At 60.5% G+C, this 18,406-nt stretch carries 15 protein-coding genes; 7 read left to right on the plus strand and 8 right to left on the minus strand.

Annotation, left to right across the window (positions count from 1 at the left end):
* Position 1 precedes the first annotated feature (1 nt).
* From ACK9YZ_RS24705 to ACK9YZ_RS24715, 3 genes are all read right to left on the minus strand, one after another.
* Positions 2-1,906: an ABC transporter substrate-binding protein gene (locus tag ACK9YZ_RS24705; RefSeq protein WP_416067952.1), complete on the minus strand. Its 1,905-nt coding sequence runs from the start codon at positions 1,904-1,906 to the stop codon at positions 2-4.
* Positions 1,906-3,795, minus strand: coding sequence for an ABC transporter ATP-binding protein (locus ACK9YZ_RS24710; RefSeq protein ID WP_416067953.1), 1,890 nt, complete (start codon positions 3,793-3,795; stop codon positions 1,906-1,908). The genes ACK9YZ_RS24705 and ACK9YZ_RS24710 overlap by 1 nt, the downstream gene beginning before the upstream one ends.
* A 183-nt stretch (positions 3,796-3,978) precedes the next feature.
* A complete protein-coding gene (locus ACK9YZ_RS24715; RefSeq protein ID WP_216759233.1) occupies positions 3,979-5,319 on the minus strand; it encodes an adenylate/guanylate cyclase domain-containing protein in 1,341 nt (446 codons plus the stop codon).
* A gap of 427 nt (positions 5,320-5,746) precedes the next feature.
* On the opposite strand from ACK9YZ_RS24715, the gene ACK9YZ_RS24720 reads away from it, so the two are divergent.
* Positions 5,747-7,090, plus strand: coding sequence for a nucleotide sugar dehydrogenase (locus ACK9YZ_RS24720; RefSeq protein ID WP_416067954.1), 1,344 nt, complete (start codon positions 5,747-5,749; stop codon positions 7,088-7,090).
* On the opposite strand, the gene ACK9YZ_RS24725 is transcribed toward ACK9YZ_RS24720, so the two are convergent.
* The gene (locus tag ACK9YZ_RS24725; RefSeq protein WP_416067955.1) at positions 7,080-8,255 is read right to left on the minus strand and encodes a DUF3095 domain-containing protein; all 1,176 of its coding nucleotides are present in this window, start codon (positions 8,253-8,255) and stop codon (positions 7,080-7,082) included. The genes ACK9YZ_RS24720 and ACK9YZ_RS24725 overlap by 11 nt on opposite strands.
* A 121-nt stretch (positions 8,256-8,376) precedes the next feature.
* Between ACK9YZ_RS24725 and ACK9YZ_RS24730 the strand changes: the two genes are divergently transcribed.
* Complete coding sequence (locus tag ACK9YZ_RS24730) at positions 8,377-8,856, plus strand: class I SAM-dependent methyltransferase (RefSeq protein ID WP_416067956.1); 480 nt, start codon at positions 8,377-8,379, stop codon at positions 8,854-8,856.
* A gap of 7 nt (positions 8,857-8,863) precedes the next feature.
* Here ACK9YZ_RS24730 and ACK9YZ_RS24735 read toward each other — a convergent pair whose 3' ends face one another.
* The gene (locus tag ACK9YZ_RS24735; protein WP_416067957.1) at positions 8,864-9,319 is read right to left on the minus strand and encodes an Rrf2 family transcriptional regulator; all 456 of its coding nucleotides are present in this window, start codon (positions 9,317-9,319) and stop codon (positions 8,864-8,866) included.
* Between the two features lie 136 nt (positions 9,320-9,455).
* Here ACK9YZ_RS24735 and ACK9YZ_RS24740 point away from each other — a divergent pair, with 136 nt between their 5' ends.
* On the plus strand, positions 9,456-10,361 hold the full coding sequence (locus tag ACK9YZ_RS24740) for an NAD(P)/FAD-dependent oxidoreductase (protein ID WP_416067958.1): 906 nt from the start codon (positions 9,456-9,458) through the stop codon (positions 10,359-10,361).
* A gap of 12 nt (positions 10,362-10,373) precedes the next feature.
* Here the strand turns inward: ACK9YZ_RS24740 and ACK9YZ_RS24745 are convergent, their stop codons facing one another.
* Together ACK9YZ_RS24745 and ACK9YZ_RS24750 are read right to left on the minus strand one after the other, a co-directional pair.
* The gene (locus ACK9YZ_RS24745; protein WP_416067959.1) at positions 10,374-11,252 is read right to left on the minus strand and encodes an FkbM family methyltransferase; all 879 of its coding nucleotides are present in this window, start codon (positions 11,250-11,252) and stop codon (positions 10,374-10,376) included.
* Positions 11,252-12,967, minus strand: a complete 1,716-nt coding sequence (locus ACK9YZ_RS24750; protein WP_416067960.1) for an adenylate/guanylate cyclase domain-containing protein — start codon at positions 12,965-12,967, stop codon at positions 11,252-11,254. The genes ACK9YZ_RS24745 and ACK9YZ_RS24750 overlap by 1 nt, the downstream gene beginning before the upstream one ends.
* A 192-nt stretch (positions 12,968-13,159) precedes the next feature.
* On the opposite strand from ACK9YZ_RS24750, the gene ACK9YZ_RS24755 reads away from it, so the two are divergent.
* Positions 13,160-14,254, plus strand: coding sequence for a glycosyltransferase family 4 protein (locus tag ACK9YZ_RS24755; RefSeq protein ID WP_416067961.1), 1,095 nt, complete (start codon positions 13,160-13,162; stop codon positions 14,252-14,254).
* On the plus strand, positions 14,244-15,011 hold the full coding sequence (locus ACK9YZ_RS24760) for a polysaccharide deacetylase family protein (RefSeq protein ID WP_416067962.1): 768 nt from the start codon (positions 14,244-14,246) through the stop codon (positions 15,009-15,011). Before ACK9YZ_RS24755 ends, ACK9YZ_RS24760 begins: the two co-directional genes overlap by 11 nt.
* On the opposite strand, the gene ACK9YZ_RS24765 is transcribed toward ACK9YZ_RS24760, so the two are convergent.
* Positions 14,993-15,823: an MBL fold metallo-hydrolase gene (locus tag ACK9YZ_RS24765; protein WP_216759223.1), complete on the minus strand. Its 831-nt coding sequence runs from the start codon at positions 15,821-15,823 to the stop codon at positions 14,993-14,995. The two genes, ACK9YZ_RS24760 and ACK9YZ_RS24765, sit on opposite strands and share 19 nt — an antisense overlap.
* A 506-nt stretch (positions 15,824-16,329) precedes the next feature.
* Between ACK9YZ_RS24765 and ACK9YZ_RS24770 the strand changes: the two genes are divergently transcribed.
* Together ACK9YZ_RS24770 and ACK9YZ_RS24775 are read left to right on the plus strand one after the other, a co-directional pair.
* Complete coding sequence (locus ACK9YZ_RS24770; protein ID WP_416067963.1) at positions 16,330-17,445, plus strand: ABC transporter ATP-binding protein; 1,116 nt, start codon at positions 16,330-16,332, stop codon at positions 17,443-17,445.
* Entirely contained in the window at positions 17,438-18,397 is a 960-nt protein-coding gene (locus tag ACK9YZ_RS24775; RefSeq protein ID WP_416067964.1) for an ABC transporter substrate-binding protein, read from the plus strand. Before ACK9YZ_RS24770 ends, ACK9YZ_RS24775 begins: the two co-directional genes overlap by 8 nt.
* Positions 18,398-18,406: the final 9 nt, after the last annotated feature.

The following is an 18,406-nucleotide window of genomic DNA, read 5'->3' on the forward strand; positions in this document are numbered from 1 at the left end:
CTCAGGCCTCCTTGAACCAGAAGGTGTCCGGCATGTAGACGCCGAGGAAGGAGGTCGGATCGAAGCCGTAGAGCGCATGCTCCGGCACGTTCTGCATCTTGGCGGATCTGAGGATCGGCTGCAGCGTGCTGTTGATGAGGCCGATCGAAAAGACCTGCTGGGTATAGAGGGACAGCATCTTGTGCCAGATAACCTCACGCTCATGCGTCGTAGCACTTGCGCCCCACTGGTTCAGGAGATCCACAAGCTCGGCCGCCTCCGGCAGATCGGGCGCCTTGCCCTCCTGCCCGGCCGAAAGATAGTACATGCCCCAGAGCGGCCATTGAAGCTGGTCATCCAGTGTAGGGGCTAGTCCATAAGGAGACATGTCGGCGGTCGGCACGCCGTTGTCCAGCCCGTACCAGATCGACATCATGATCGAGCCGCTCATGGCGCGATTGCGGAAGACGTCGCGCTGCGAAGTGCGGGTGAAAAGCGCCAGACCGATATCGGCCCAGTGATCGTGCACGAGTTCCAGAACGTCCGTGTCGAGATTGCTCTCGCCGGCTGTCTCGACGGTGATCTCGGCGCGGCGTCCATCAGGCAGCAGGCGGATGCCATCGCTGTCACGCTTGTCGAGGCCGAGTTCGTCGAGCAGCTTGTTGGCCGTGTCAGGGTCGAAATCCACATAGGCGTCGGCATATTCCTGCTTGAAGAGCGGGCTTTCCGGCAGCACCGTATCGGCGCTCGCCTTGCCGAGACCGTAGAAGGCCACCATGTTGATCTCATGCCGGTTGATCGCCAGCGACAAGGCCCGGCGAAAGCGCACGTCGCGAAAGAGCGCGCGCCAGGCGTCGTCGGCGACATTGAGGTTCGGCAACAGTGTGATGCGCGAGCCGCGCGCCATCTTCCAGAGAGCGACCTTCACCGGGAAGCGCTTTTCCGCCTCTTTCAGGAAGGTGTAGTCGTTGAAGTCTATGCCGGTCGCCTGCAAGTCGGATTCGCCAGCACCAGCCTTGGCGGCGATGATAGAGGAAGACGAGACGTTGAGGATGAAGCGGTCGAGATAGGGCAGCTGCATGCCGTTTTCGTCCACGCGGTGGAAGAACGGATTGCGCTCGAAGACGAACTGATCGGCCGGCGGAGCCGTGCGGTTTTTCCAGGGATCGAGCGTCGGCAGATCGGGATTGTTGGGCCGGGAAGCCAGCGCCATCTTGATGTGCAGATCGGCCCACTTTTTGGCACGGTTCTTTTTCATCAGCTCCTCGAGCTTGGCCTTGTCTTGAAAGCCCTTGTGGAACTGTTTCAGGTAGTGGCCTGGGCCATAGATGACGAGCGGCAGAGGTCCGGCAAGCGCCGACAGGAAAACCGGGTTGGGCTTGTCCCAGCTATAGCGCACAGTCAGCTCGTCGAGCACTTCGAAGCGCGGCAGGGAGCCATGTGGACGTAGCTCCAGCGCGCCGCCGCCGGGCGTCAGTTCCTTGTTGAGTATGACGTCTTCCCACCAGTATCGGAAGGCTTCGGCAGTGAAAGGATGCCCGTCAGACCATCTGTGCCCGTCGCGCAGGTAGAAGGTAAAGACCGTGTCATTCTCCGAGGTGAAGTCACGAAGGATATCGGGCTGGAACTGCAGCTTCGTGTCGTAGCCGACCAGCCGCGAATAGCCGTAGACGGTCATGTAGCGGATATCGCGCACACCGCCGATGATGGTGCGCACGTTGCCGCCATAGGTGCCGGGCACGCGGCCCATCTCCTTGAGATTGACGATACGCGGCTCAGTCGGAATGCGCTCAGCCATTGGCGGCAGGCTGCCGTCAGCGACCCTGGCCTTCAAAATTTCCGGCTCGGCGACCTGCTGTGCCCGCAGCACCGAAGGCGCGATCGCCGAGCCGATCAGGCCGCCGAGAAAGATGCGGCGCGTCACCATCAGACCAGCTCCTTTGCGTCGGCGCCCTTACGGGCGCGCACCAGATGGCCGCCGCCGAGGTCGGCAAAGGCGAGTTCGGAGGCATCGTCATGATCGGCCGTGAAGACGCTGCCCCAGTTCTGCTTGTCGGCCGCACCGTTTTCCTGCAGCGCCTTGAAGTCGAGCGGCCGGTCGAGATCCGGGAAGGGAACGGCGGCAAGCAGTGACTTCGTATAGGGGTGGACCGGGTTTCGCAGGATGATCTCGCGGGGCGCGATCTCAACGATACGGCCCTTGCACATGACGGCGATGCGATCGGCCATATAATCCACGACGGCGAGGTTGTGCGAGATGAAGAGATAGGTGAGCCCCAGATCCTTCTGCAGGTCTTTCAAGAGATTGAGGATTTGTGCCTGAACCGAGACGTCGAGGGCCGAGACCGGTTCGTCGAGGATGATGAGCTTGGGACCGAGAGCGAGCGCGCGGGCAATACCGATGCGCTGGCGCTGGCCGCCGGAGAAGCTGTGCGGATAGCGGTTGAGATAGCGCCGGTCGAGGCCGATCGCGCCCATCAGCGCCTCGACCTTGGCCTTGCGTTCGCCACTGTTGCCGCGGTCATGGATTTCGAGCGGTTCGCTGAGAATATTGCGCACCGTCATGCGCGGCGAAAGCGAGGAGACCGGATCCTGGAACACCATCTGGATTTTGGTGCGCAGGTCCTGCAGTTCCGAGCCCTTGACGGAGAGGACGTCGATGACCTCATTGCCGTCGTTGAAGACGACTGCCCCGCTATCCGGGGTGATGGCGCGCATCAGGATCTTGCTGACCGTCGTCTTGCCGCAGCCGGATTCGCCGACCAGCCCCAGACATTCGCCACGGCGGATATCGAAGCTGACATCATCGACGGCATGAACGATGGCCGCTTCCTGCCCGCCGAAGAAACCGCGCTTGCGCGTCTTGTAGGTCTTGGAAAGGTTAGCGACGGAAAGCAGCACGCCCGGCGCTTCCTTCTCGACCGACTTCTTCTTGCCGATCAGCGATTCCAGATTAACCGGAACCTCGCGAAGTGCCTTCAGCCGCTCGCCTGGCTTCATGTCGAAATGCGGAACCGCGGCCATCAAGGCCTTGAGATAAGGATGCTGCGGATTGCGGAAGATTGCCTCGACCGGGCCGGCCTCCATGATCTCGCCGTGATAGATCACCACCACCTCGTCGGCCATATTGGCGACGACACCGAGATCGTGGGTGATGAGCAGCATGGCCATGCCGAGCTTGGTCTGCAGGTCTCGCAGCAGTTCGAGGATCTGCGCCTGGATCGTCACGTCGAGTGCCGTCGTCGGTTCGTCGGCAATCAGCAGCGCCGGCCTGCAGATCAGCGCCATCGCGATCATGGCGCGCTGACGCATGCCGCCTGAGAGCTCGAACGGATACATGTCATAGGTGCGCTTGGGATTGGAAAAACCGACGAGGCCGAGCATTTCCTCGGTGCGCTCGCGCGCTTCTTTCTTATCGGCGTCCGTGTGGATCAGAAGCACTTCGCTGATCTGGTTGCCGACCGTGTGGAGCGGCGAGAGCGACGTCATCGGCTCCTGGAAGATGGTCGCCATGCGGCGGCCGCGCAGGTCGCGCATCTCAGCGCTGTCGCGCGACAGCGCCAGGATATCCGTCGCCTTGCCATCCAGCGGGTCGGTAAACAGGATGCGACCACTTGCATGTGCCGGGGCCGGAAGGATACCCATGATCGCCTGGCTGATGACGGATTTGCCGGAGCCGCTTTCGCCGACGAGGGCAGTCACTTTCCCCGGCAGGATGCGGATATTGGCTTCCTTTACGACGCGCAGCCGGTCGCCGAAAACGGAGAAGGCGACATCCAGATTTTCAACACGCAACAAATCGGCTGCAGACGCCATACCAATGAAATTCCCCAGTCTTTGTGTGTTCCCGTTGAGGCACACTATCGTACCGTAAACGGGGTGTCCAGTTGATGACAGACATGGGAAAAAGCGACACCTGCGCCCGTTTTACAGGGCGCTTGATGCGAGGGTTCTCATATACGGCGCAGCGGCTAAAGCGGCTGCAATGTTGGCGCGTGGTTACTGAATGAATTTTTCGATCGGCGTACGTTTTACCTGTTTCTTGTCGCGGTGAAGCATGATGACCTGTTCTGCTTCCGAAAGGCCGTTCTGAACGGCTTCACGGAAGCCTTCGTCGACGTGAATGGCAGATGCCGGCGCGCGCGGTTGCAGCACCGTCACCTTCTGGCGGATGCCGCGCAGCTTTTCTTCGCCGAGCGTGATCCATTCGCCGCCACAATAGCCGGCAAAGGCCTGGCTCGCGACGACCTCGCGGCTATATTTCTTCGTCAGTACCTGCAGGCGCTGCACCTCGTTCACCGCCGAACCGAAGGCAGAGAAGGTGAGGCGGTCCTTCAGGCCGACATTGCCGAACATGACGTTGCCGACATGTAGGCCGATGCCGTAGCCGATCTTTGGGAGTCCCTTCGTCTCGCGATCCTTGTTGAGCTCGGCAACGCGCGCCTGCGCGTGGTGTACGGCGGAAAGCGCTGCCTCGCAGGCGATCTTGGACGGGTCCTTGTGGCGGCCGCAGGGATAGACCGCGAGAAAGCCATCGCCGAGGAAGCTCAGGATTTCGCCGCCATTGCGGTTGAAGGGTGCGGCGATCGCATCGAAGAATTGGTTGAGCGTATCGATGTAGGCCTGCCGGCCCTCCTTCTCGGCATACATGGTCGATTCGCGCATGTCGGCCATTACGAGGGCCGCACGGATCGTTTCGCCGTCGCCGCGGCGAACCTGGCCGTTCAGCACGCGTTTGCCGGCATCGCCGCCGAGATAGGTGGTCAGCATATTGTTGGCGAGCTTGGCAAGCACCGCCATCTTGGCGGCGACCGCCAGATGGTTCTGCATGCGCAGCAGCGCGTCGATCATGTCGTCGGAAAACCCGGCCGGGCTGTCGGTCGACCATGAACCCATCATGCCCTGCACCGAGCCGTCACCGAACGGCTGCACGAAGGCGAGATAATCGGTGATTTTTTCCTGCCGCAAATCCTCGAAAATCGGGAATTCATTCGGGCCGTCAGGCATGATGCGGCGGCGGATATGCTGCAGACTGTTGTCGAGAAGGTAGAAATAGGGGCTCTGCAGGAAACGATCCGGCTTCTGACCGGCAGGCATGCGAAAGCCTTCGATGGTTACGCCGCTCGCGCGCTTCCAGGTGAAGCTCAGTGCGTCGTAGAGCGGATGCAGCATCGAGAAGGTCAGGTGCACGCGCGCGAGTGGCAGGCCGGCGGACGCAAGCCGCTCGCAGAAACCACGCACGATGTTTTCGAGGTCGTCACCGGCCAGCGAAGAATTCGTCAGCCATTCAGCAACACGGTCCAACAAAATGGAGGATACGCTGGATTCGATCGTGCTCATTCTTGGTATTATCCTCATGTCGCACGTCCATCCCCGAAGACAAAACAACCCTGACCTGCCCATTCACGATGAGCAGATCGCAAAGAATTCAGGATGTACGAGCGGTATTATCGTGTCAACGATGTGCCGATGACCCGGCACTGACACCCGCCAGCTTCCGACCTCCTGGAAACGGGCGAGCAATCTTTGCAAAGTGGTTCATTATCATCTGGCAAAATAGGCACGCTGAAAGTGCGAAACAATGGGATCAGGAATTTTTTTGTGCGTCCCGGTTGCCGGGATAGCGCCCCCCGGAGTCATTTCTGCCACACTCGGCTAATGAATCCAGGGCGCGGCACGGAAAGGCGCTGCGAAGAGGCCGGGTTTAATTTGCCGCGATCATGCATTAGATCAGCGTTCGGATTCACTTTTCGCAAGAGGCATAGCCTTGGACGCACGCTCATCCACCTTCGAGACGCTTTCAAAGAAGATTGAGGCCCGCACGGCGCGCGCTGGCATTATCGGCCTTGGCTATGTCGGTTTGCCGCTGGCGATGGCTGTGGCACGCAGCGGCTTTACTGTGACCGGCTTCGATATCGACCCGAAGAAAATCGTCACGCTGGCTGCCCGCCGCTCCTATATTGATGCGGTGACGAATGAGGCGCTGACAGCCGAGATCGATGCGGGGCGTTTTTTCTCGACGACCGATTTCGCCGGCCTTGCGGATTGCGACGTAATCGTTATCTGCGTGCCGACGCCGCTGACCAAACATCGCGATCCCGATCTCTCCTTCGTGGAGGCGACGTCGCGGTCGATCGCCGCCCATCTGCGGCCGGGCCAGCTCATCGTGCTGGAATCGACCACCTATCCCGGCACCACCGATGATATCGTGAAGGTCATTCTCGAAGAGACCGGGCTGAAATCCGGTTCCGACTTCTTCGTCGGTTTCTCGCCGGAGCGTGAGGACCCCGGCAACCAGCATTACCACACCGCGACCATCCCCAAGGTCGTTGCAGGTGACGGCACAGATGCCCTGTCATTGATGAAATCCTTCTACGGGAGAGCCGTTTCGACCGTCGTTCCTGTCTCCTCCAATGCGACGGCGGAAGCGGTGAAGCTCACCGAAAACATCTTCCGCTCGGTCAACATCGCACTCGTCAACGAGCTGAAGACCGTCTACGCGGCAATGGGGATCGATGTCTGGGAAGTCATCGACGCGGCCAAGACCAAGCCGTTCGGTTATATGCCCTTCTACCCCGGCCCCGGCCTCGGCGGCCACTGCATTCCGATCGACCCCTTCTACCTTACCTGGAAGTCGCGCGAATACGAACTGCCGACCCGTTTCATCGAGCTTGCCGGCGAGATCAATTCGGCGATGCCGCGCTATGTCGTCGGCAAACTGGCCGAGGCGCTGGATATTCGTGCCGGCAAGGCGCTCAGCCGCTCACGCGTCCTCGTGATTGGCCTCGCTTACAAGAAGAACGTTGCCGATATCAGGGAAAGTCCGTCGCTGCGTCTCATTGAAATCATCGAGGAACGAGCCGGCAAGGCGGATTATCATGACCCCTTCGTCGCGGAAATTCCGCCGACGCGCGAATATCAGGCGCTGAAGGGCCGGAAATCCATCGACCTGACGCCGGAAGCCATTACGGGATACGACGCGGTTCTCATCGCGACCGATCACGACATGATCGACTATGCGGCTCTTTCGAGGAGCGCCAAACTGATTGTCGATACCCGAAACGTCTTCAGCCGGCTCGGCCTTGTTGGCGATCACGTTATCAAGGCGTAACGAGGGCGCCGGAAAGCTGCTTGCCGGTGATCTGGCTGGCGGCGACGGCATAACCGCCGGCGGCACCATCGATAAAGTGCATGTGGTCGCGCGACAGTGGCGTCGGCACGAAGCATGTCACCAGTGCCGATGACTGGCGGTGCAGGCCGTAGCGAGCCACGCCTCTTTCCTGCGCCTGCTTCAGCAGCGTCTCGATGCGGGCGAGATGAGCTGCATCCACGTCGATGGTCATCTTCAGTCCGTCGTCGAACTTTCGGAAATCCGAATTACCCGCGATGTCCCGCTTGTAGCGGCGCGCGTTGAAATGAGCGAAGGTGAGGCCGAATTTGTGCAGGAAAACGATCAAGCCGGTCTGAAGGAAGATGAACAGCTTTTGCCGCAGTCGTCTGCCTTTGGGCGCCGTCGCGTTCACCTCGCGATTGATGCCACTCATTGAAAAAGCAAACTCCGGCCCATCTTCCGGCACCGGATGGCCATTGCGGTTCTGCTCGGCGGTGATGGAAACGATGCCGGCGACGAGAGCCTGAAATTCCGGCCCCGGGCCAGCTTCGCCCGGTACGGCGATGATCGAGACGATCTCGCCGTTGCGGGCCTCGATCGGGCTCCAGCGACAGGAGAGGCCGGTCAGATCCGGCCGAGTGCCGGGCGAGGCCTTTTCGACGCCGTACCGGCCCATCTTCATGTTCTTTTCTGCCCAAAGCGTCCCGCCGCCGGAAAACATTGCATAGGTGACATAAGGACTTGCCGAATAGCGAGCGACGCGTACATCGAGACCTTCCGCGCGAATATCGTCGATCGGCACGATGGCGATACGAAGATCGAGGTCAAGATCCTCCTTCACCCAGACCTGTGTCGCGGCAAGTGCTGCGCGTGCTTCCTTCTCAAGCGAAGCGGGCAAGGCGATCAACGCGCCGTCACCGGCAAAGACGAAGGGATAGTCGCCCTTGCCAACGGCATTCAGCACCGCAGAAATGACGCTGGCACCGGCCATGTTGACGTCCTTGTAGCGGCCGCCGGCAATCGCCTTCGTCGAGCCGACGATATCGGCCATCGCCAGCACCCACCCTTGGGGCAGCGGCTGGTAGTTGCTCTCATCGGTCACGCCTTCGAAGTCGCTGAAGACAGGCACGTTGGCAAAGAATGCGTCGCTGGATATCTCGTTCATGGGGCCGAGTTTATCACAGACCCGTGGTACCGCCGCAACGGCAATTTGCGGTTCCGGCAATCGACTTGCACCGCATCGATATGGTAGCACCGCTGACATATTTTATGACGGACAGGACAAGATGAGCCGCCTCGATAGCTTCATTCGCCGATTGTCGGCTCAACGCGATATTCTCAATGCCATCATCGATCTGGTGGAAGAGGTGGAGGGGCCTGTGCTCGAATTCGGCCTCGGCAATGGCCGCACCTACGACCATCTGCGCGAGCATTTTCCCGACCGTCGCATTATCGCCTTCGATTGGGAAATACGCTCCTATTCCTCCTCCACGCCGCCGGCCGAAAACATGGTGACGGGCAATATCCGTGATACCGGCCAGGCGTTTCTCGGGATCAATGCCGCGCTGGCCCATGCCGATATCGGCACCGGCCATGACGAGATCGATGCCGTGACGCTGACCTGGCTGCCGCAACTGATGGCTGGCGTGCTGACCCATCACGGCATCGCCGTCAGCGGCCTGCCGCTGGAACATCCCGAGCTTTTACCTCTGCCTCTGCCCGGCGGCATCAAGGAAGGCCGGTATTTCCTCTACCGAAGGAAATGATCCGCGCTTATGAGGCGCAGGAATAGGACGCAGCCGAAAGCGCGGCATATTTTGCCTCGAAGTCGGCCGCGATTTCGTCCAGCGTCACGCGGCCCAATCGCCGCAGGAGCAGGGCCTGCGCCTCCTTCATCGCATCTTCGAGAGCAGCATTCACAGCCTGTTCCACGAGGCATTTCGGCTGATCGTCGGCCGGGCCGATGGCGAAAAGATGCGGTTCGCCGATGGCGTTGTAGACATCGAGCAGCGTGATTTCGGAGAGCGGGCGCACCAGTGTCCAGCCTCCGCCATGCCCCTTTTCAGAACGGACATAGCCCTGTTCTCGAAGGCCGGCCATGGTGCGGCGCACGACGACGGGATTGGTGTTCAGCATCTTTGCAATCATTTCGGAGGTTGCGGAATGCTCATGCCGATCCATGTGGATCAGCACGTGCAGCATGCGTGAAAGGCGGCTGTCGTTGCGCATGAAGTTCTATTCCCTTCAATCGAATGGGGCATTATCACAAGCGGATCGTAACAAGACAAGTGACATGATGCTTGACTGCGCCATTTCATGTAACTTATGTTGATTCATGATTGAAGCGGCGTCAAAGGAGAGGTCCATGTCATTCGAAGCCATCGTCATCGGCGGAAATTTCGCTGGCCTATCCGCAGCAATGCAGCTTGCCAGGGCGCGACGACGGGTTCTGTTGATCGATGCCGGCGCGCCGCGCAATCGGTTTTCGCAGGCGTCACATGGCTTCCTGGGCCAGGATGGCCAGGCGCCGGCGGCGATCATGCGGGAGGGAAAGCGGCAGCTCTCGCTTTATCCGAACATCATCATCCGCGACGGGGAAGTTGTTCAGGCGCGTACCGATAGCGGCAAATTCGTGATCGATATCAAGGGCGGTGGCCAAGAAAGGGCCGCGCGCATCGTCCTGGCGACCGGCATCAGCGACACGCTGCCCGACATCCCCGGCCTGCGGGACCGATGGGGCCGTTCCGTGCTGCACTGCCCTTATTGCCATGGTTATGAGGTGAGCGGCGGCAAGCTCGGTGTTCTCGCAAGCCATCCGCATTCGACGCATGCGGCCATGCTGATTCCCGACTGGGGAGAGACAACCTATTTCACCCAGGCGCTGTTCGAGCCCGATGAAGAGCAACTCACACGGCTGACCGCTCGCGGTGTACGGATCGAACGCAGCCCTGTCGTGGAATTGTTGGGCGATAGTCCCAGGCTCGAGGCCGTTCGCCTCGCCGATGACCGGGTCGTGCGGCTGGATGCCGTGTTCATCGCTCCGAAAACCGCGATGGCCAGTCCGATCGCCGAACAACTCGGCTGTATCTTCGACGATGGCCCGTTTGGCCCTGTCATCCGAACCGGCGATAACAAGGAAACGTCCGTCAAGGGCGTCTTTGCCGCCGGTGATGCGGCGAGCGCCATGCATAACGCCACGCTTGCCTCTGCCTCAGGCGTGCTTGCTGGCGTGCACTGCCATCAATCGCTGGCGATGCAGTCAGCCGGATAGCACTTCTTCGGTCTAAGGCAGGAACAGCACGTCATACTGATCGAATTCGCCCGGCAGATCACGGACTTTCATCTCCTTCTCGTGGTCCTCGAAGATCACGAGGCAATCCTCGTAGAAGCCGGCGAGCGTGCGAATGAAGGCTTTCGTGCCCTCGGGACCGTAAAAGAGCGGCGTGAATTCCATATAGAGAGGCGCGCGGCGGGCAAGCAAAGGCAGCATCGAGCGGCAGGCAACCGGCTCGTAACCCTCGATATCCATCCAGACGAGGCCGATGGCCGCTTGGTCGATGCCGAGACCATCGAGAATGCCGATCACAGACCGCACCGGAACGCTGATCTTCTGATCGCTGGCGCTTTGACGAATGGCGCTGCTCTTGCCATGATTGGCGCTGTTTAGAAAGAAATCGATCTTGCCTTCGCCTTCGCCGGCGGCGCAGTTGACGAGGCGCACGGCATCCGTAAGTCCATTCTGACGTATATTCTGTTCCAGAAGGCGGAAATTGCGCGGGTCCGGTTCGACGCTGACGATCCCGGCAAAGGCCCGGGCGAGCGCAAAATAGACGGTCTGCGTGCCGATATTGCCGCCGATTTCCAGCAACATGCTGTCCTTCTTCAACAGGCCGCGCTGGCGCAGGATCACGAGCAGCCGGTCGACGGCCTCGCGTTCGAAATGGCCCTTCCGGAAGACCTTGCGGCCGATATAGTCGGCCGGCGAAAAACTCATCAGGTGATCGCCGGCATCGACCGTCATGGCGGTGACGCGCGGCCCAATATTTTCGATCAGCAGCCGGCGGCCAAAGCGGGTATCGAAGAAACGCGTGGCCAGCGCATTGCGCGCCTTGCGCAAACGGCGCTTCCAATATTTGCCAGTAAGCCATGCTTGGCCGGACATTATTGTTTTTCCTTGAGCGGTTCGGCCGCTTTCTCTCTCGGAACGACATAGACTTTCAAGGGGAGTGCCCGGCCGCGCACATTGATTTCGCAGCTTTCGACCGTTTCCGGATCGATGCCAGCGCGCATCGCGACCGGCTCGGAAATGACGATAGCGGCATTGAGTTCCTTGGCCGCGGTTTCCAGGCGGCTTGCCACATTGACCGTATCGCCGACGGCAGTCAGGCTGCGCACGCGCCCATAGCCCATCGTGCCGACGACGGCCGGGCCGGCATGGATGCCGATGACGATCTGCAGCGGCAGAGGCAGTTCGTCGGAAAGTTCGGCAGCGAGCTTCTCTACCTCGGCAACAATCGCGGTTGCGGCTGCTACCGCCTGCCGGCAGGCTTCCTCAGGCGTGGTGTTGAGGCCGAAGAGTGCCATGGCGCCGTCGCCGATGAATTTGTCGAGCCGTCCGCCGGCCTGTTCCACCGCCTTGCCGACGATCCCGAAATAGCGGTTGAGCAGGAAGACGACGTCAAAGGGCAGGCGGGTTTCGGTCAGCGTGGTGAAATGGCGCATGTCGCAGAAGAGCACGGCGATCTCGTGCTCGCGGCCGGGGCTGGTTTCCTGGCTGTTGGCGGGAAGGGAAGCCTCTGTCTGCGGCACGAGCAGCGGCGCGACGGTCAAGTCCTTATCCGGGCGGAGCTGACAGGCGAGGCGCACGTCGGATGCCGCATTGATACGCTTCAGCGTCGTCTGCTCCAGCTTGTCGGGTGGCGGCAGGGTCCAATAATCGCCGAGGATCTGCACACGGCAGGTGGAGCACTGGCCCTTGCCGCCACAGACCGAATAATGCGGCAGGCCGCCAAGCCTGCTTGCTTCGAGCACCGTGAAGCCGCGTGGCACGCGCACCGTCTCGCCGCCGGGATAGTGAACCGCAACCTGGTTCGCCCGCTCTTTCAGCCTGCGGCGCGCCCGTGCCAGAATGACGAGGGCCAGCGTTGCCGAGAAGCTGCCGTACAGCACGGCGCGAATCGTCGCGATTTGCTCGCGCGCCTCGGGATCATCGTAATAGCGGGTATTGATCGTTTCTTCGTAGTGGCCGGATTCTTGCTCGATATAGGAGGGATCGGACAGCGTGCGGCCCATCTCGACGAAACCGAGCAGCGCCAGCACCGGCAGAAGGATTGCGATCGCCAGAAGCAGCGATGAGGAATTGTCGTACCAGGGCCGATAGCGCAGCCAGAAATGTATGCCGATACAGCCGTGGATCCAGACGGCGAGCAGCGCGAAAGTCTGGCGCACGCCGTTATCAGGTGCGTTGATCCAGAGCGTGCGAACGATCGTCTCGTAATTGTCGGTATAGTTGTAAAGTGCATGGACGATACGTGTACCGACGACATGGTCGATGAGCAGCAGCGGGATCAAAAGGCCGAGAACGATCTGCGCCATCTCGTTCTTCGGCATGACGAGGCTGCGGCGCATATAGAGCCCGCGCAGCACCAGCGTCATATGGACAAGGACTGAGCCATAGAAGAGGATCGTACCGACCGGATTGCGCCAGATCACCAGAAACAACCGACGTGCATCATCGGCTGCCGTCAGCGAAACGAGCCCCAATGCATGGTTCGACATATGCAGGATGATGAAGACGAACATGACGAGGCCGGAACCGAGCCTGGCCTTCCTGATCATCCGCTCCGAAAAAATCCCTGTGGCCCAGACCGTCGTCATCAATTCCTGTTCTTGAAGCTCAAATCGCAAATGCACTAGAGAAGACGAAAAAGGGCGGAATTATCGTCTCGTCTAATCACGATCGCTTCGGTATGCCTGCCTGTATCGTTCAAGGATAGTGACAATAGCGGAAATTTTCGCTTACGGCGCGAGCGCCGATGGGAAACACACTGTCGTCAGCGGAGTGTCGCGATGCGGATCGCTTTTTACGCGCCGATGAAATCGCCTGATCATCCGGTGCCCTCGGGCGACCGGCTGATGGCGCGGCTGTTGATCCGGGCACTGGAGATGGCTGGCCATTCTGTCGAGGTCGTGTCCGAATTCCGTGTCCATGCCGGCTCTCCGGAGGCCGCGGCTGAGGTTCTGGCGACGGCGGATGGCGAACTCGAGCGGCTGCGGCGCAAATGGCGGGCGGAGCCGAGGCCGGAACTCTGGTTCTGCTATCATCCTTATTACAAATCCCCCGATCTCCTCGGCCCCGCGATCGCGGAGCAATTCGCCATTCCCTATGTCACGGCCGAAGCCTCCTACTCGCGCAAACGTGATGGGCTGGGCTGGGCCTTCTTCCAGAAACCTGTGGGGGACGCGATCCGTCAGGCGGCGGTCAATATCGCCTTCACCGAACGCGACCGGAAAGGACTGGAAGATGTCTTTCCCGAAGCGCGTATCGCCGGAATAAAGCCCTTCATCGACACAGCGCTCTTCGAGGCGATAACGCCCGCCCCCGATCCGCAACGCTTGATGACCGTGGCCATGATGCGGGCCGGCGACAAGATGGAGAGCTACAAGATGCTCGCCACGGCACTCTCCATGATCGCGGAGCGTCCATGGACACTCGGCATCATCGGTGACGGTCCGCTGCGGGCTGAGGTGGAGGCGCTGTTTGCCGGTTTTGCGCCCGGCCGTATCGACTGGCTCGGCCAAAGGGAGCCGGACGAGATTGCCCTACTGTTATCGAAGGGCAGCATCTATGTCTGGCCGGGTTGCGGCGAAGCCTATGGACTTGCCTATCTCGAAGCGCAGGCGGCGGGCCTTCCTGTTGTGGCGCAGAAGACCGCCGGCGTGCCTGCCGTGGTGGAGGCCGATATGACCGGCCTATTGACGCCTGATGGCGATATGAAAGCCTATGCGCGGGCCGTTGCCGGACTGCTGGATGACCGGGGGCGCCGTGACGCCATGGCATCCGCGGCCCGCCGCTTCGTCATCGATGAGCGTTCGCTTGCCGGCGCGGCGAAAGAACTGGATTTGATCCTATGCAATCATGCGGGAGCAGCACATGATCGATAGCACCATCCACGAGCCGTTGTATCGGGAACTGGAGCGCTGGCGCGCCGCTGGCCGCGTAGCGCGGCTTTGGCTGCGGGATGACGATGCGACCGAGCCGACGGCGGCGCTGGAGCGGCTGCTCTCTGAAACGAAAAGCTGCGGTATCCCGGTCACGCTTGCGGTCATCCCGGCTTTTACCGGCGCGCCGCTGGCTCAGCGGCTTGCAGGCGAGGCGCATGTCAGCGTAGCGGTTCACGGCTGGGCGCATCACAATCATGCTGGACCCCACGACAAGAAGCAGGAACTCGGCGGAGCGCGTCTGGAAGAAACCATTCTCGGTGAGCTCTACGAAGGCCTCCTGAAGCTGAAGGGGCTTTACCCGACACGCTTTCTGGCCATGCTGGTTCCGCCCTGGAACCGCATCGACAAGGGTCTCATACCCAAGCTGCCGGCGCTCGGTTTCGAATCCCTTTCGACTTACGGACGCGTCAAGGGGGAAAGCCCGCTTGCCATCGTCAATTCCCATGTCGACCTCATGGACTGGCACGGTACACGCGGCGGCCGGCCGATGGCAGACCTGATCGGTGAACTGGTCGCCGAATTGCAGGACAGGTTCGCGGGCAGCAGCGAACCAATAGGCGTGCTCGCGCATCACCTGGTGCATGATGCGGCGGCGTGGGATTTCCTTGCCGAGCTCTTCGAGGCGACGTCCGGCCATCCCGCGGTGGAATGGGTCTCGGCAGCCGCACTCGTACAGGATCAGATGTCGATGACCTGATTGTCACGGGCGGCGAAGGCGCCGGCAAAGGCGGCCTGCGCCTGGCTTTCCATGACAGCGAGCTGTTCATCGGTGCGCGAGGGCGCATGATGGAACAGGGCGAAGCGCTTCGCGCCCGCCATTTTTGCAAGTTCGGTACCGTGCTGCCACGTGGAATGGCCAAACCCTTTGAAGCGCTGCATCTCGTCTTCATTATAGGTGCAGTCATAGACGACGAGATCGGCGTTCTTCATCATCTCCAGCGCCACCGGATCGTAGCTACCCGGCGTGTGCTCGATGTCGTAGATCAGCGATATGATGCGCCCTTTCCAATGGATGCGATAGCCGATCGCACCACCGGGATGGTTCAGCATATAGGTCTGCATCTCCACGCCATCATGCGGGGTCAGCGTCTGGCCGGCATGGAAATCACGGAAATTCATCGTCGCCTGACAGATGTCGGTCTTCACAGGGAACCAGGGCGGGCTGATGAACTGCTCGACCATCTCGCGCGTGCTCATCTTGCCGTCCAGATGGCCGGACCAGATGTTGACGTTGATCGACGGGTAGTAGATCGCCTTGAAGAAGGGCAGGCCGATGATGTGATCATAGTGGCAGTGGCTGAAGAAGAGATCGACATCGTGGACATCATCAGCGATGAGCGACAGGCCGGCTTCACGCAGGCCCGAGCCTGCGTCAAACAGCATCCGGTGCTCGCCGCAGCGGATTTCAATGCAGGAGGTGTTGCCTCCATAGCGGTCGAATTCCGGGCCTGACACGGGAATGCTTCCCCGTACGCCCCAAAATTTTACCTGAAACAGATCGTTACTCATCTTCCTTCAAACCAGCTTTCCCGCTCCGCCATCGTAGTCACCATCGATCCCGATTCGAAGCTGCAGAATTCCACGGGTTTGCCTATATCCCCTCGCACTCTTCCAACGGCTAGCCGAAGAAGAAGTAGATTTTCCTAAGCAATCGGCTTTTGGCTCAGAATGCAAGCCGGTATGGTTCGTTTTCTGTAAACGTTCCGGCATGAGCGAGGTCGCGACATTTCCGCGGATCATGCATCCTAAATGGTTGCGCGCGACCGAAAATGCAAATCTCCCTGCTTTTGGTGGTGCTCACGCACGAGGCGGCAAGAAAACCGTGTCGGAAATAGCCGGCGGCGAAGCACGCGCCGGGAGCGCATGCTTATCTTCGTCATAGATCACAATAGGAAACACCAACGTCTTCGTTCGCGTGCGGTTTGTCACAAAACTGAAATATATGTGTCGCAATCCTGTCATCCAGGATGCCTAAATGTCGCCATACTTTCTTTAAAGCGACATTTGGTCTGCCCATGAACGCCCCCTCGATCCGATCGTCCTCTGCCGTCGCCGCGGCGGGTCTGGAATTGAGTTACGGGTCGACACGGATCCTCAAGGGCATTGATTTTTCTCTGCAAAGGGGCAAGACACTGGCGCTGCTTGGTCCTTCGGGCTGTGGCAAGACCACGCTTCTGCGGCTGGTTGCCGGCCTGCTTGCGCCGACCAAGGGTTCCGTATCGATCGCCGGCACGACAGTTGCCGACGGTGCGACCGGCGCTTTCGTGCCGCCCGAGCGGCGCGCGCTCGGCATGGTGTTTCAGGATTATGCGCTGTGGCCGCATCTGCCGGTCGGTGGCAATGTCTCTTTCCCGCTCGAAATGCGTGGGGTCGGCAAGGCTGAGCGCCAGACCCGGACGATGCGCGCCCTGGAGCGCGTCGGTCTTTCAGCCTATGCCGATCGGCGTGCGAGCGATCTCTCTGGCGGCCAGCAGCAGCGTGTGGCGATTGCCCGCGCGATCGTCGCCGAACCACAGCTTATCCTTTTCGATGAGCCGCTTTCCAACCTCGACCGTGAACTGCGCGAAAACATGGTGGGCGAACTCGCCGAGCTTATCTCCACGCTCGGCCTGACCGCGATCTACGTGACGCATGACCACAGCGAAGCTTTGACGCTTGCCGATGAGGTCGCGGTCATGCGTTCCGGTCTGATCGAGCAGCTTGCCTCGCCCGACGATCTGATCGAGCGGCCGGCGACCCCCGAGGTTGCCGACTTCCTGCGCCTTGGTTGCCTTGCCGATATCGAGCGGCGCGGACCGGCCTGGCATTTCAAGGGCAGCAATATCGCGCTCACGGAAGCCGAAGGTATTGCCGGTGACCGCGCCCGCGTGCTGATCCCCGTCGCCTCCATCTCGGCCGGCGAAACCTTACCTGATCGGCTCGCAGCCACCGTCCTGCGTTCGCAGTTCCGCGGCGATGGGCATCTGGCAAGCGTTTCGCTGTCCGGCTTGCCGGGCATGCAATTGCAGCTTCTGAGCCGCACGAGGCTGCGTCCTGGCGAAACGATCGGCCTTGTGATCGACGCTGCACAGATCCGCTGGTTTCAAGAGAAAAGACCCCAAGCCATAGAGGAGAAATTGGAACATGTTTAAGTCATTGAAGAGCATCACTTTTGGCGTTGTCGCCGCCGCCCTTATGGCCGGCGTCGCCCATGCCGACGTCACCGTTTACACCGCCGGCCCACAGAGTCTGATCGACAAACTGTCGACCGACTTCACCAAGCAGAGCGGCATCAAGGTCAATGTTTTCCAGGCAACGACCGGCAAGGTCATGGCCCGTATCGAAGCAGAGGCGGCCAATCCGGTTGTCGACGTCGTCATCTCAGCGTCCTGGGATACGGCAAACGACTTCGCCAAGCGCGGCTGGCTCGTCAATTATGCGAGCCCGAACGCAGCCAAGGTTCCGGACTTCCTCAAGTCCGAAGGCGCCGTTGCACAGGGCATCTCGGCTCTCGGCATCGTCTGGAACAGCGAGAGCGGCACGCCGAAGCCGGCGGAATGGGCCGACCTGACGAAGCCGGAATACAAGGACCTCGTCAATATTCCAGACCCGGCGCAGTCCGGCTCCTCCTTCGAACTGGCCGCTGCTCTCGCCGGCCAGGACGACTGGAAGCTCTTCAAGGGCCTGCAGGCCAACGGCGCCATCATCGCCGGCGCCAATGCTGACGCCTTGAACCCGGTTCTGCAGGGTGCAAAGGCTGTCGTCTTCGGTGCTGTCGACTACATCGCTCTCGCGGCCCAGAAGAAGGGCGAGACCGTCGAAGTCGTGTTTCCAAAGTCCGGCACGGTCATCGCGCCGCGTCCGGCCATGATCATGAGCTGGTCCAAGAACCAGGACGACGCCAAGAAGTTCATCGACTACATGCTCTCTGACGAAGGTCAGGCGCTGGTTGCCGGTGAAATGCTGATGCCGTCGCGCACCGACGTTGCCGCCAGCCGTCCGGTGATCAGCGACCTGACGCTGTTGAAGTATGATACGGCTGCGGTCTACGGCAAGCGCAAGGAAACGCTGAAGACCTTCGCCGAGCTCTTCGGCGGCAAGTAAGGTCTAGCC

Origin of the sequence: Rhizobium sp. ZK1 (assembly GCF_047782645.1) — a bacterium.
GTDB lineage: Bacteria > Pseudomonadota > Alphaproteobacteria > Rhizobiales > Rhizobiaceae > Rhizobium.